This window comes from Methanobrevibacter sp., assembly GCF_015062935.1.
In the GTDB taxonomy this organism is placed as follows: domain Archaea; phylum Methanobacteriota; class Methanobacteria; order Methanobacteriales; family Methanobacteriaceae; genus Methanocatella.
Window position 1 is genome coordinate 26,341 of the sequence record NZ_SUTM01000012.1, and the last position, 13,895, is coordinate 40,235.

Below are 13,895 nucleotides of genomic sequence, written 5' to 3' on the forward strand. Positions count from 1 at the left end.
TAGTAAAAAAGATATTAGTATATCTTTTTCACATCTGCAGGTTTGATTTTTATATCTTTTCTTCTGTATCTTACAGAGATGTCATCACCGTTGATTGCATAAACCTGACTGGAATAAGTTTCCCCATCATGTTTGAAGATGATTTCATCTCCTTTTTTAAGTACAACTTCAGAATTGTTTAGATGGATTTTAATATTTTCCCTTGATGGTTTAGGTTTAATGGTATTTAAAACCGGTTCAACCTTTTTCACTTCGGATTTTTCAAATAATTTGCGTGTGTTTTGTTCTCTTATCGCTTCATCATAGTTAGGTTCATAGTATTCACCGAATTCATCATGGGTTTCGTTGATGATTGGTGCATATTCATCCTCATATTCATTAACATTTCTGATGTAGTTTTCTTCTAAATCATTGATTGGACTGTACTCAGGTTCAGGTCTTAATCTTTCCTTAACGTCTTGGAAGATTTTTGAACCTTTGATTGTATTTTTAATTTTGTTTAGGTCATTTCTATAATCCAATTCATTTGTTTCTTCTGGTTCAAATAAGTTAGAATCATCAATAGGTGCTCCAAAGTCATCAGATTTTTCTGAAATTTTAGTTGGGGATTTTAAAGCAGGTTCTTTAATTTCCTCTTGGACATTATCTTCTGAATTCAATAAAACATCGGTGATATTGTCACTTTCAGATATTTCTTCAATTTCTTTTTCTTCGACTTCCTGTGAAGCGCTGGAAATTGCTTCTTCTATATCTTTTTGTGATGCTACAGAAGGAGTTTCACTGACAGTTTCATCAGGTTCTTTCTCAGTGAGCACATCTTCAATAGTTTCAACTTCTAAAACCTCCTGAACTGTATCTTCAGGTGTTTCTTTTTCTTCTTTTGTAATGATGTCTTCTATGGTTTCTTCTTTTGGTTTTTCTGTGGTGGTAACGTTTTCTTTTTCTTCTTTTGTAATGATGTCTTCTATGGTTTCTTCTTTTGGTTTTTCTGTGCTGGTAGTGGTTTCTTCAGGAACTTTATCTTCGCCGGATAATATTTTTTCTATTTCCTCGTCGGCTAAAATTTCTTCAATGAGTTTATCTTCAATTTCCTCATTTTCTTTTCTTCTTCTGATGCTTTCTTTAAGTTCATTTAACTCTTCATCATCATCTTTGTGAATTTGCTGTGCTTCTTTTTCCCTTTCACTGTCTTTTCTTTTGGATTCTTTAATCAATTCATCGATAGTGAATAAATCTTTTAATTCATGTTTTTCGTTATCTTGACTCATAATTTCAACCTGGTATTCGTTCATTGGATCTTGATTTTTTTTAATTTTATTTTCATAATTGATAAGTACTTGATTTTGAGATTCGTATTCGAGGTTTTTATAGTTGTCCTCTTCAACTTCAGGGGCGAGATAAATCCCTGCATCCTCTTCTACAATAGGACTGGACTTATTAAGAAAATTATTATTTTGTTGGGTTTGTGGATTCAGAGAAGGTTTTTCAGGTTCGGTTTTCCGTTGGTTGGATAAAAAATTACCAATAGCCTCTGTAGGCAATATAGATTCTTCTTCTTTTTCTAATTCAGCTCCTCTATAATGCAGTTTAACCAAAATAATGGCAATAGCACCTATAATAAAAATGGTTGCCCAAAGTATGATTGTTGTTCCGTTCATTTTTCCTAACCCTTTTTCTTAATTTATAGTAAATATAATATATGTAAAATACTTAATTTAAATATTTTCATGGACTATTTAAATGTTGATAAAAATTTTTTAAATTTAAAAATAATTGTTTATTTTATTTTTTTCGATTATCTGAGTATTTCTTATCAGTTTTTGTAGTCATACTGTTTTCACATTATATGTTTAATAATTAGATAGTTTTTAAAATATTTTTTTATTTTTTAATTAAAAATCTGTATATTTTACCATACAATCAATTTATATATTTTTAAAATAAAATATAAATTAGATTAATGATTTATGAGGAATTATCATGGTTGTTAAAATTAACGAAAACTATCTTAAATTAAAAAGCAGTTACCTTTTTGTAGAAGTAGCTAGAAGAGAAGCGGAATTTAGAAAAGCCAATCCCGATGCAGACATTATTAAAATGGGTATTGGAGATGTTACTAAACCATTAGTCCCGGCTGTTGTAAAAGCATTCAGCGATGCTGTTGATGAAATGGGAAATGCAGATACTTTTATGGGCTATGGTCCTGAACAAGGTTACGGTTTTTTAGCTGAAGCAATTATTAAAAATGATTACAATCCTCTTGGAATATCACTGGATACTGATGAGGTTTTCATAAGTGACGGTGCAAAATGTGACACTGGTAATATCCAGGAAATTTTTGGCATTGACAATAAGATTGCTGTAACTGACCCTGTTTATACTGTATATGTTGATACCAATGTAATGGCAGGCAGAACCGGTGAAATGGGTGACGATGGAATGTATGAAGGATTAACATACCTTAAATGCAATGCCGAAAACGGTTTTGTCCCTGAACTTCCTTCCGAACCGGTTGACATAATCTATTTATGCTACCCTAACAATCCAACCGGTACTACACTTACAAAAGATCAATTGAAAGTTTTTGTTGATTATGCAATAGAAAATAAAGCTATTATATTATTCGATGCAGCTTATGAAGTATTCATAAATGAAGACAATGTTCCTCATAGTATTTATGAAATTGAAGGTGCAAAAGAAGTTGCAATAGAATTTAGAAGTTTTTCAAAAACTGCAGGATTCACCGGAACACGTTGTGCATTCACTGTTGTTCCTAAAGAATTAAAAGCATATGACAGCGAAGGTAATGCAGTTGAAGTAAATCCTTTATGGAATAGAAGACAAACCACAAAATTCAACGGCGCATCTTATCCGGTGCAAAAAGCAGCTGAAGCGGTTTACTCTCCAGAAGGTAAAAAAGAAATTAAAGAAGTAATTGATTATTATATGGCTAATGCTAAAATAATTAGAGAAAGTTTAGCTGATTTAGGTCTTGAAGTTTATGGTGGAGTAAGTTCACCTTATATCTGGGTAAAAACTCCAAATAATATGGACTCCTGGGCATTCTTTGATTTATTATTGAACGAAGCTAATGTCGTTGGAACTCCAGGTTCCGGATTCGGCCCTAGTGGTGAAGGTTATTTAAGACTTACTGCATTCAATACTTTAGAAAATACTAAAGAAGCTATGGATAGAATTTCAAAATTAGAATTTTAGGTGTTAAATTTGAAAGCTAAATTTGAAAAACCTGTTGAAATAGAAGAAGAAGACACATTTAAAACTATTTTATCCAAATATGGTGCATTGGCTTTGGATAAACAAGAAAATTTATCTGAATTAATTGGTGAAACTGTAGGAGAACTAGATATTGAAGAAGGTAAAATCTCATTTGGAGATATTGAAATTCCTGTTCAGATTTTAAGCTTCTATAATCCTGATTTAAGACAATGGTCATGGGCATGGGATAATGAGGATATTTTTGGAAAAGATTTGATTCAAACTGCTTTTAAGGTAAAAGAGTTTGGTGATAACTTTAATATTCCTGAATTAAATACTCCTGTTCTAAATGCAGATATTAACGATTGCCATACCCTGGCAATGGTTGCTATAGGTCTTTGTAATATGGATGCATATTATGCAGTTTCAGAAGAGGGACTGGATATTTATGTTGTATTCAATTCAGATTTGATTAAAGAAAATAATTCCCTTATCAAATTTAGGGATACATTTTATACATTCCAAAAGAATTTCAGGATTTATCCTCAAATAGCATTTGAATCTTATACAAAACTTAAAGGCTATGGATTTAAACCTCATGATGATTTTGCTGTAGCTAAAATTGGTGAAAGCAGGATTATTGTTGGTTTTACTGAAAGAGGCAACGTAACTCGTATATTAATGTATGATGAAGAGGATTAGTGGTATTATGGATCGGGATTTAGTTGAAGAAATAGAATATCTGATAGAGGTTTTAACTAAATCCGGATTTTTTAATATTGATGAAATCCAGGAAATATTGGAAGATCAATTCATTGAGGAGGATATTGATTTTTCTCAATTCAATATTTCTTTAAATGATTTTGATAATGTCAATTTCAACAAACTTGAATGTGCATTCAATTCACTCGTTGAAAAGGATATTTTGGCTGTACATAATTGCGGTTTTGATATTGAGGAAGGCGTTGCGGATGCTTTTGAATTGCAGGTACACTTATTGAATAATAAATTCAATCCCGTAGGTTTTTGTTTTTACACTTTTGAAGATGTTGAGGAAGCAATTTGGGACAATAAATTAAAAATCACATTTAGCGATTTTGAAAATAATGAGAAAAAAGCATTGGAAATTGGCGAAATTGCTGCAGAAAGTTTGAAATCCGAAGGCTTTTCAATTATATGGGATGGGACTGTAAACAGTCAGATTGAAATAAATCCTTTCAAATGGGATAAATCTTTTGATAGTGAAAAGGAATATGAAATTGAAGGCGCCTATGAGTGTTTTATTAATAAAGATGTGTTAAAATGAATGTGAGATCACTAAAATTAATTCGTGAAGTAATGATTAATTCTTCTAAATTAACTTCTGTTGAAATAGCTCAAGATTCCATATATCTGGAATTTAAAGATGTTGAACTGGGCGTTCCTAAGGAAAGTGAAGATTTTCCTTTGACTGTTCGTTTTGCAGTTGATTCATTCATAACTGCTTTTTATAATAATATTTGGGATATTGATTTTTTGGCAAAGTACAATTTCAAAAATCAAATACTGAGCGAAGAGGTCTTATATGATATTGTCGAAGTTAAATTCATTGATTTTGAATATCTCAATACCTTTTTCTATAATTTCAAGAAGGAAAAAACAATTTCAGTTGTCGATGATTTTGATATCCACAATATCCGTAATGATTTTTTCATGTTGATAGAAACAAAAGACATGGCTATTGCTGTTGGCGGAAATCAAATGGATTTCTTCACCAAATATGAAAAGTTGGATGATGCTTCTTTAAGGGAACTGTCCAATCAGTGGATGCTTTCTTTTTTAAAATATCATTTAAAAAGAAACATTGTTAAAAATCCTGTCTTCGAAAATCATCCTCTGATGTATACTAAGAAATAATTTTATATTGATTTTATTTTTAATATTAAAAAAATTAGTTTAATAGATATTTTATTTAATTTCAAATTAATATCTATTAAAATTATTAACTCTTATTTTGATTTAACACATACTTAATGTGGAACGTGATTAGTGATATAATTGAATACTCCACGAACTCCTGATACAAATCCGTTGTATTCGGTATTGTGGATATTGCTCATGTCATCTTCAATACGGTCATCTATTTCCTTAACGAATGTTGTATTGTTGTAGTCGGCTGTTGTGAAGTAGTGGACCTGAATTGAATAGTTTGTATCCTCTTTTTGGAATACGTAGTTTACTCCAATATGGTTCCAGATTTCATCAGTATCTCTTGATGGATTTGAGAAATATTGCTTGGAAACATTAACTCCTGATATAGTACTATTTTCATTTTTTAAAACTTTATATCCGCCATTTTCCATTGATTTGAATTTTGATACTGATAATGAAGTAATATGGTCTTCCGGCCAGTCATCCCAATGGTCAATGAAAACATATCCATTTGTTATTGCATGCGGGGTTTTGGATTGGTTTGTTAAATTCAATTCGTCTGTTGAATTCCATGCTTGTGGAACGACAGCAATACTGTGTCCAAATTCCACGGTGTCATCAGTTTTAAAACTTAAGAAACTGTTTATTCCGTTAATGTTAATTGCTAGGAAAATGATAATGACTATAATTATCACTGCACGGATTATGTCTTCTCGCCTCATTGTTCTTTACCTCCTTTGTGTACAGTTTTAGACCATTTTCTTTCTTTTCTAGTCATCATAGTGTACATAGTTAAGAAGAACAATGGAATCAAGTGGAAACAATAAATATAATATTTAACGAGGTCTTTTATTAATTCTAGAGCTCCTAGTCTATCTCTTACAAGAGCGAATATCATTCCTGGGAAAAATGCAATAGCTGATAGAATACCTACTATCACAGGAGCTTCCATTCTGATTAAAGTAACGTTCTGGAAAAAGAACCATGAAATTGCATTAAGTATTGTAATAACGAATCCGAAGAAGATTAATAGGTTAAAACTGTAAAATGAAATGTGCTCAATAACATTGAATTTTTTCAATAAGGAAATTTTTGATCTTAAAATTTGGGGCAAGTAGACAAATAATGTTTCAAAGTTTCCGATTGCCCATCTAATTCTTTGTCTATAAAATGATTTCCAATCGGTAACGGCTTCCTGGTAAACTGCACATTCACCGCAGTAACTGATTTTTCCTCCTTGAAGAATGATTTTAATGGCTAAATTCAAATCTTCAGTAACTGCAAATCCATCCCATTTTCCGCATTCAATTATGGCTTGTTTTTTCACAAACTGTCCGTTTCCACCTAAAAATCCTGTGTGGCCTAAATTGTCTTTTGCAATTAGTGTATTTCCGAATGTTGTAAATTCTACATGTTGCATACGGGCTAAAAAGTTTTCATTCTTATTAAACATTTTAACTCTTGTTTGCACGCCGTCTATTTCATCATTTATGTAAGGCATGACAGTTTTCAGGTAATCTGGTTTAATTCTTGTATCTGCATCAAATACGCCAATAATCTCTCCTCTGGACAATGTCAATGCATCATTTAAAACAAAACCTTTTCCCTTTCCAGATCTAGGAGGGTGTCTTGTAACGATTTTAACTTGAGGATATTCTCCTTTTAAACTGGATAATATTTCTCCGGTGGAGTCTGTAGAACCGTCATTTACAACAATAAGTTCATAGTTTGGTTCTCCATCATCATTATGATAATCAAGTTGGCATACGCTTCTTACAGTATCTTCAATTGTATACTCTTCATTGTGTGCAGGAATGAAAATACTGACAAAAGGATATTCAGAAATAGGTTCTGGCTTTTTCTGTTTTTTAAGACTGACTAGTGAATTAATAAGCATTGCTCCGGTAGGAATTAAAATTACCCATTGCAGCCAAGTTGCATTTCTGGACAATATTGCCATGATTATTAAAGAAACACAAAGAATCAGAAGTAAACTGGAATCTGATTTTTCAATCAGAAGCTCTGTACTTTTTTCCTGTAATTTTGATTGAGCCTCTTGGATAGTCTGGATGTTTCTTTCATGCTTTCTTAAAGCTACAGCCATGGACCTTTGAAGTTCATCTTCGTCAAGAGGTTTAATTAAATATCCATAAGGATTGCTCATTAATAATTTATCGATGGTTTCATTGAATAAATCTCCGATGATGACTATGATTGGAATGTTATACAGTTCTAAATCATCAGTTAATTCAAGCAAGTCGATTGATTCAATCTCGGAATCTAAAAATATTAGATTTACGGATTCTTCAACTTTTTTGAATATGTCACTTTTTTCGTAGGCAGAACCTACAAAATCATAGTCATAATTAACTACATATTCTTGAATTTCAGACAGCAATTCCTTATCTTGGCTGATTGCAAAAATCTTTGGCTTACCTTCGATTAATTCATATTCAGTCATGTTAAATCATTTATTCTGTAAAGCCACTAGCATCGTCAATTCTTTTTTCTTCTAACTTTGCTCTGTTGATAGTAATTTTGAGAGTTTTATCTAGTTTTTGAATATCATAAGGTTTTGAAACAAATCCATATGATCCTTTAACATTAGATTTTTCAAAGGTGTCTGTGTCTGTGTTTGCTGTCAGGTAAATGATTGGAATTCTCAATTCTGAAATAATTTCTGCAGCTTCAATACCTTCCATATCCCCTTTTAATTTAATATCCATTAAAACAACGTCAGGTACGGTTTCTGCAGCGGTATCGATTGCATCTTGACCGGTATCTACTGTATCTACTATTTCATATCCTAATTCTTCTAAACTATATTTCAAATCTAATGCAGTAATTGCCTCATCTTCTACAATTAATATTCTTTCATTCATTTTAAACCATCCATTATTAATATTAATTTATTATTGTTTATTTTATAAATATTTTAAGTGTATTTTGTTCGTATTTTTCTTAACTATTATCCTTCGATAGTGTGTTCCATATTTAATGGGAATGTTAGTCTGTAACCTGTTCCATTTTCGTGTTGGTATAACTCGATATGTCCGTCTAGCTGTTTTGTGAGATTTTTAATAATTTCACAACCCAAGTTTTTAGATATTTTTTTAGGATTTTCTATACCAATACCATTGTCCTTAAGGATTAACTGTCCGGTTTCAGGGTCTAATTTGCTAATTTTTTTGTAAATTACTTTATTTGGAACGCTTTTATCTGGGAATGCATGTTTTATCGCATTCATTGTTAGTTCATCAATGACCAATAACAGTGGTGTAATGACTTCGATGGTTAAGTTAATGTCGTCATCCACTTCTGACTCGAATTTAATTCCATCTCTTAAACCGATCAAACTTGTCATTTGACTATCTTGATCAACAATATAATCTTTTAAATTAATATTTTTGAAATCTGTAGTGTTATAAGTCTTTTCATGAAGAATAGCCAATGAAGATAATCTTGATTGCATGTGGTCTATGATTATGTGAGGTTTATCTTTATATGCTCTTTTTTCAAGATTTAGGAAACTGTTTAATACTTGCAGATTATTTTTAACTCTGTGGTGGACCTCTTTGATTAAAACTTTTTGGTGTTCGTTTGCTTCAACCAATTCCTTTTGTTTTTCTCTGTCTTCAGTCACATCAGTCAAAAATCCGATACTGTGTGAATTTTCTCCAAACTCGAATCTTTCAAGATATACTTCGATGGTTTTTTGATTGTTTTCATCACCATGCACGTTATAAGTGAATGTTTTTTCAACTTCGTCTATTTCTCCATCAGCCAATCTTTTGATTTCAGCTTTTACGTCTTCTTCAACAATATTGTCAATCACTTTTCGGCTATGGTAATATTTTTCTGGATCGGTTTCAATCACATGGTAAAAACCTTCGGAGAATTCATAGTGCTTGACGTTCAATGGGTCAATTAACAATGCCAGTTTTGTGCTGCTTTTGAAACCTTTAAGTAAAAAGTCAACAGGTCTGGTCATTTTCCTGTTTGAATCGGTACTCACATCCTTCATTAAACCGTATCTATTTAATAATTTGCCTTCATCATCAAATTTGGAATATAAGTTTACTTCAATATACTTTAATGTACCATCATCTGTTTTTATTCTGATAATTGAATCGTATGTGGTTTTTCCATCATCCAGCTCATTAAGCATTTTTTTCACTAATGGCTTGTCTTCCGGAATAACTAAATCAAAAACTATATTGTAATATTCGTCATTTTCTTCACGTGTACGGTTGAGAATATTGTAAATACCCTGTGTCCATGTGTATCTGTCGTTGATTTTGTAATAGCTTCCTGTTTGTGAGAAGTATTCAATTAAATTAGCTTTTTCATCAGCACCTTCATCAGGAACATGTAATCTAGTTTCCTGATTGTCACGGTGGTCTGAAATTAGGATAATTTTACCCAAATCGTTAAGGATTCGGACGTTAGAAAATCTAGCTAGTTTTTCATGGAAATGATAATAAAATATCATTCTTTTTGATTCTTTTGTTTCATAAACATGTCTTAATGGTTCAATTAAAACTTTATAAAATCCTGGTGATGTTTTACTGAGCAATCGTCCAGTTACATCATCTTGATGTATGTTACCGCGAACTAATGCACCAAGCCCTAATCTTTGCACAATAAAGTCCTCACCGTCATTATAAGGTATAAATACGTCTAAATCGTTTGATATGGAATCTAATGTTTTTTCAAATGGTATTTCTGGTGTTTCAAATTGTCGAGGGACATGTTGAAATAGTTCACTTTCTGTAATGTCGTAGATATGGACTTCTTCAATATCTTCGAGTTGGCGATATGTTTTTTCAAGCCTCATTTAAGTCACCTGCATTATTTTTTTCATGATATTCTTCAATTGCATGTTCAAAGTTCACAGGGAAAATTATTCTAAATCCTGTTCCGACATCAGTGTCTAAAATTTCGAGTTCCCCATTGATTTGTCGGGTTAAATTATTTATTATTTCCCATCCCAAATTGTGATTAATTAATGAATCAGGACTTTCAAGTCCCACACCGTTATCCTTAAGAATTAATTCACAGAAATATTTGTCAATATAATCAATCTTTTTAGATATAGTTTTATCGGGCATTTCCGGATCGGGGAATGCATGTTTAATCGCATTCATTGTCAGTTCATCAACTATTAAAAGTAGGGGTGTAATCACATCCATAGGTAAATGGATTTTTGGATCTATTTCGGATTCAAAATGAATATTTTTTGTTCTAAATAAGGACTGCAAAGTATCGTCCTGGTCATGCATATAATCTGCGAGGTTAATGTTAATGAAATCATCGGTATTATAAGTTTTTTCGTGCAGAAGTGCAAGTGAAGCTAAACGTGCCTGCATGTTATCTAAAATTCTGTTAGGATTATCTCCATATGCTCTTCTTTCAAGATTCAGGAAACTGTTTAATACCTGCAAATTGTTTTTAACCCTGTGGTGCACCTCTTTAATTAAAATATTTTTAGTGGCATTGGAATCCATTAACTCTTTCTGTTTTTTACGGGCGTATGTAATATCTGTTAAAAATCCGATACTGTGGCTTTTATTACCGTATTTGAATTTTTCAATAAATAATTCACAGATTTTTTGGTTATTCGGGTCTCCTTTCACATTATATGTGAAAATCCTATTCACTTCATTTCTCTGATTGTTGATTAATTCCTCAAGTTCTTCTCTAACATCATCTTCAACGACATTGTTTAAAATTGCTTTGTTGTGAATATATTCGGTTTTAGGAACTTCAATCATTCTATAGAATCCTTCACTGAATTCATATCTTTTGCTTAATGGTTCAATGAGTAGAGATAACTTGGTATTGTGATTAAAACCGTTCAGCATGAAATCGACAGGTCTTGTCATATGTTTATGTGAATCCACACTGACGTCCTTGAATAAACCGTAATGACTTATTTCCTCACCGTTTTCATCAAATTTGGAATAAAGATATGTGTCCAAATATTTTATATGTCCTCCAGGGGTTTTAATACGAATAATATTTTCGTAAGTGTCAGTTTCAGGGCTCATTGTTTCAAGCAACTCTTCAACCAGAGGTTTGTCTTCAGGAATTACTAAATCAAAAATAATGTTATAAAATGAGTCATTTGGCTCCCTTGAACGGTTTATGATATTATAAATGCCGGGGGTCCATGTAAATTCGTCTCTTGTTTTATAATAGCTTCCGGTCTGTGAGAAGTATTCAATCATGTTTGCTTTATTCTCGTCTTCTTCTCTTTTTTGCTCTTCGAGCGTTTTTTCTTCTTCATCAATTTTGTTTAAAATATCTGAAATAATATAAATTTCATCTTCGTCCTGTGCAATATGGACGTTTGCAATATTGCTTATGCGGTCACTGTTATAATAAAATATTCTCATGGTTTTGGTTTTATTGGTTTCATAAACTTCTTTAAGTCCATCTTTGAATATTTCATAATAAAATGGTGAGACTTGACTTAATTTTCGCCCTTCAACATTTATTAATTGCGCATTAGCTCTTTCTAGAATGCTCCACCCTACACGTTCAACAATAAAATCTTCTCCACCGTCAATTGGTGTAAATACATTTATGTCGGAAGGTACATGTTTCATTATATTGCTGAAACGAACTTTTCCAGGGTCTTTAACTTGAGGAGCATTTTTGAGAAGTTCGACTTTATTAAAATTGTACACACGAACCTCTTCGACTTTTTCCAGTTCTCGATACTTCCTTTTTATATGCATGTAATTACCTGATTTTTGTTAAATATGTATTAATTTTTATTTAATATTATATTTATATTATAATGAAAATAGTTTAAAATGGAAGTATATAAAATTTGGAAAACCTTTTTAATTAGTAAATATATAGTATTATTGTTATGAAAATTTTATAAGATTTTCAATTATTGATATTTTAAAAAGGAGTTATTAGATGACTTGTAGTATTTTAGTTGGTGGAGCATGGGGTGATGAAGGTAAAGGAAAATGTATTACCTACCTTTGTGACAATGATAAGCCAGAGATTATTGCTCGTGCAGGAGTCGGACCAAATGCAGGGCATTCCGTTGAATTCAATGGAGAAAAATATGGTTTAAGGTTAACCCCATCTGGTTTTGTACATACCGATGCTAAACTCATGATAGGAGCAGGAGTTTTAGTTAATCCGGATGTATTATTTAATGAATTTGAAAATTTAAAGAAGTATAATGTTAAAGAAAGAATGTGCGTTGACCCTAGATGTGCAATAATTAATGAAGATCACATGTCAAGGGATAAAAGCTCAGAGCATTTGGCTAAAAAAATCGGAAGTACCGGTTCAGGTTGCGGACCTGCAAATTCAGACCGTGTATTAAGAACTATTGAACTGGCAAAAGATGTTCCTGAACTCGAAGAATACATTACTGATGTGTCTTTAGCTTGTAATGAAGCAATTGACAATGGTGAAGATGTATTTATTGAAGGTTCACAAGGTTTTGCTCTTTCACTTTATTATGGATCTTATCCGTTTGTAACTAGTAAAGACACTACAGCATCCACATTTGCTGCGGATGTAGGTGTTGGACCAACTAAAGTAGATGAAGTCATTGATGTATTTAAAGCATATATTTCCCGTGTTGGTGAAGGTCCGTTCCCAACAGAAATGACCCAGGAAGAAGCAGAAAGCAAAGGTCTTGAAGAATATGGTGTTGTAACCGGAAGACGTAGAAGAATCGGTTACTTTGATATGGAACTTGCTAAAGAATCTTGTAGAATCAACGGAGCAACTCAAATAGCTTTAACTTGTGTCGATAAACTCTTTGACTGTGCCCGTGTACAAAACTATGATGATTTATCTGCTGAAACTAAAGCTTTCATTGAAGATATTCAAACTGAAACAGGAGTTCCTGTAACAATTATTTCTACAGGCCCTGACTTAAAAGACACAATTGATTTAAGAAAAGAATTATTATAATTCTTTTTTACTACTTTTTTTTTTTAATGTTTTTATAATTTAAAGACTGAAATAAGGATTATTTCTATTAATCATGCCAATGGATATTCTGTGGGTTTGAATGGTATGTTCAATAGATTCGTGATTGCAATCTGCCATTTTTCAAGCGTTTGTGATGTGATTTCGTTATAGATGATCCTGGAATTGAAGCAGAGGAGTATACTGAATATATTGCAACAATATTCTTAATCAATTAATAATTATTTAGTATTATGTTTGTTGATTGGGTAGTTTTTCTCATAAACTTTTTATTTTAATTTATTTAAATTAATATTCATGAATAAACTAATTTTTGCAGCAATTTTTTTAAGCGTTTTTTTAGGCTCAGCAGTAAATGCCGAGGATATTTCAACAGATACTGTTAAACTTAAAATTAATAATACGACTTTTGATGTTAAATTGGAAAATAATTCAGCAACAGAAGAATTAATAAATCATTTAAATGATGGAAATGTCACTGTTGAAGCAGCTGACTACGGTAATTTTGAAAAAGTGGGAAGTTTGGGTTTTTCACTACCTACTAATGATGAAAATATTGAAACTGCATCCGGCGATATTGTACTGTATCAGGGAAATCAGATATCTCTGTTCTATGAGTCTCATTCCTGGAGTTATACAAAAATCGGTAAAATACAAAACGTAAGTTCAGATGAGCTTAAAGGCATTTTAGGCTCAGGTGATGTTAAACTGACATTCAGTTTAAATTAACTCATAATGTTTAAATATATCTATTCAAACGGTTTAAGGCTGTTTGAATAGTTAATTCTATTTTTTTT

The 13,895-nt window shown here is 31.7% G+C and carries 12 protein-coding genes; 6 read left to right on the plus strand and 6 right to left on the minus strand.

What is annotated here, in order from left to right:
* Positions 1 to 14: 14 nt before the first annotated feature.
* Positions 15 to 1,658 (minus strand): ATPase, encoded by a 1,644-nt coding sequence (locus E7Z81_RS07025; RefSeq protein ID WP_292745744.1) that lies wholly within the window; start codon positions 1,656 to 1,658, stop codon positions 15 to 17.
* 322 nt (positions 1,659 to 1,980) lie between these two features.
* Here E7Z81_RS07025 and E7Z81_RS07030 point away from each other — a divergent pair, with 322 nt between their 5' ends.
* Genes E7Z81_RS07030 through E7Z81_RS07045 form a run of 4 tightly spaced genes read left to right on the plus strand, consistent with a single transcriptional unit; the run spans position 1,981 to position 5,112 of the window.
* The gene (locus E7Z81_RS07030; protein WP_292745746.1) at positions 1,981 to 3,216 is read left to right on the plus strand and encodes an LL-diaminopimelate aminotransferase; all 1,236 of its coding nucleotides are present in this window, start codon (positions 1,981 to 1,983) and stop codon (positions 3,214 to 3,216) included.
* A gap of 9 nt (positions 3,217 to 3,225) precedes the next feature.
* Entirely contained in the window at positions 3,226 to 3,918 is a 693-nt protein-coding gene (locus E7Z81_RS07035; RefSeq protein ID WP_292745748.1) for a DUF6882 domain-containing protein, read from the plus strand.
* A gap of 7 nt (positions 3,919 to 3,925) precedes the next feature.
* Positions 3,926 to 4,522 (plus strand): hypothetical protein, encoded by a 597-nt coding sequence (locus E7Z81_RS07040; RefSeq protein ID WP_292745751.1) that lies wholly within the window; start codon positions 3,926 to 3,928, stop codon positions 4,520 to 4,522.
* A complete protein-coding gene (locus E7Z81_RS07045) occupies positions 4,519 to 5,112 on the plus strand; it encodes a hypothetical protein (protein WP_292745753.1) in 594 nt (197 codons plus the stop codon). Before E7Z81_RS07040 ends, E7Z81_RS07045 begins: the two co-directional genes overlap by 4 nt.
* Before the next feature lie 113 nt (positions 5,113 to 5,225).
* Here E7Z81_RS07045 and E7Z81_RS07050 read toward each other — a convergent pair whose 3' ends face one another.
* The 5 genes from E7Z81_RS07050 to E7Z81_RS07070 form a co-directional block, all read right to left on the minus strand.
* Positions 5,226 to 5,849, minus strand: coding sequence for a hypothetical protein (locus E7Z81_RS07050; protein ID WP_292745754.1), 624 nt, complete (start codon positions 5,847 to 5,849; stop codon positions 5,226 to 5,228).
* Complete coding sequence (locus tag E7Z81_RS07055; RefSeq protein ID WP_292745755.1) at positions 5,846 to 7,588, minus strand: glycosyltransferase; 1,743 nt, start codon at positions 7,586 to 7,588, stop codon at positions 5,846 to 5,848. Before E7Z81_RS07055 ends, E7Z81_RS07050 begins: the two co-directional genes overlap by 4 nt.
* Before the next feature lie 10 nt (positions 7,589 to 7,598).
* Positions 7,599 to 8,009: a response regulator gene (locus E7Z81_RS07060; RefSeq protein ID WP_292745757.1), complete on the minus strand. Its 411-nt coding sequence runs from the start codon at positions 8,007 to 8,009 to the stop codon at positions 7,599 to 7,601.
* 86 nt (positions 8,010 to 8,095) lie between these two features.
* Entirely contained in the window at positions 8,096 to 9,964 is a 1,869-nt protein-coding gene (locus E7Z81_RS07065; RefSeq protein ID WP_292745759.1) for a histidine kinase dimerization/phosphoacceptor domain -containing protein, read from the minus strand.
* Positions 9,954 to 11,870, minus strand: coding sequence for a histidine kinase dimerization/phosphoacceptor domain -containing protein (locus E7Z81_RS07070; RefSeq protein ID WP_292745761.1), 1,917 nt, complete (start codon positions 11,868 to 11,870; stop codon positions 9,954 to 9,956). The genes E7Z81_RS07065 and E7Z81_RS07070 overlap by 11 nt, the downstream gene beginning before the upstream one ends.
* A gap of 190 nt (positions 11,871 to 12,060) precedes the next feature.
* On the opposite strand from E7Z81_RS07070, the gene E7Z81_RS07075 reads away from it, so the two are divergent.
* Together E7Z81_RS07075 and E7Z81_RS07080 are read left to right on the plus strand one after the other, a co-directional pair.
* Positions 12,061 to 13,080 carry an adenylosuccinate synthetase gene (locus E7Z81_RS07075; RefSeq protein ID WP_292745763.1) on the plus strand — a complete coding sequence of 340 codons (1,020 nt, stop codon included), beginning with the start codon at positions 12,061 to 12,063 and terminating at the stop codon, positions 13,078 to 13,080.
* Positions 13,081 to 13,395: 315 nt separating this feature from the next.
* Complete coding sequence (locus tag E7Z81_RS07080) at positions 13,396 to 13,827, plus strand: cyclophilin-like fold protein (RefSeq protein ID WP_292745765.1); 432 nt, start codon at positions 13,396 to 13,398, stop codon at positions 13,825 to 13,827.
* Positions 13,828 to 13,895: the final 68 nt, after the last annotated feature.

Excerpts from the sequence above, each read along its gene's own strand:
- E7Z81_RS07025 (WP_292745744.1), bottom strand. The coding sequence starts at position 1,658 with ATGAACGGAACAACAATCATACTTTGGGCAACCATTTTTATTATAGGT.
- E7Z81_RS07055 (WP_292745755.1), bottom strand. The coding sequence starts at position 7,588 with ATGACTGAATATGAATTAATCGAAGGTAAGCCAAAGATTTTTGCAATC.
- E7Z81_RS07080 (WP_292745765.1), top strand. The coding sequence starts at position 13,396 with ATGAATAAACTAATTTTTGCAGCAATTTTTTTAAGCGTTTTTTTAGGC.
- E7Z81_RS07030 (WP_292745746.1), top strand. The coding sequence starts at position 1,981 with ATGGTTGTTAAAATTAACGAAAACTATCTTAAATTAAAAAGCAGTTAC.
- E7Z81_RS07075 (WP_292745763.1), top strand. The coding sequence starts at position 12,061 with ATGACTTGTAGTATTTTAGTTGGTGGAGCATGGGGTGATGAAGGTAAA.
- E7Z81_RS07060 (WP_292745757.1), bottom strand. The coding sequence starts at position 8,009 with ATGAATGAAAGAATATTAATTGTAGAAGATGAGGCAATTACTGCATTA.
- E7Z81_RS07045 (WP_292745753.1), top strand. The coding sequence starts at position 4,519 with ATGAATGTGAGATCACTAAAATTAATTCGTGAAGTAATGATTAATTCT.
- E7Z81_RS07040 (WP_292745751.1), top strand. The coding sequence starts at position 3,926 with ATGGATCGGGATTTAGTTGAAGAAATAGAATATCTGATAGAGGTTTTA.
- E7Z81_RS07065 (WP_292745759.1), bottom strand. The coding sequence starts at position 9,964 with ATGAGGCTTGAAAAAACATATCGCCAACTCGAAGATATTGAAGAAGTC.
- E7Z81_RS07050 (WP_292745754.1), bottom strand. The coding sequence starts at position 5,849 with ATGAGGCGAGAAGACATAATCCGTGCAGTGATAATTATAGTCATTATC.
- E7Z81_RS07070 (WP_292745761.1), bottom strand. The coding sequence starts at position 11,870 with ATGCATATAAAAAGGAAGTATCGAGAACTGGAAAAAGTCGAAGAGGTT.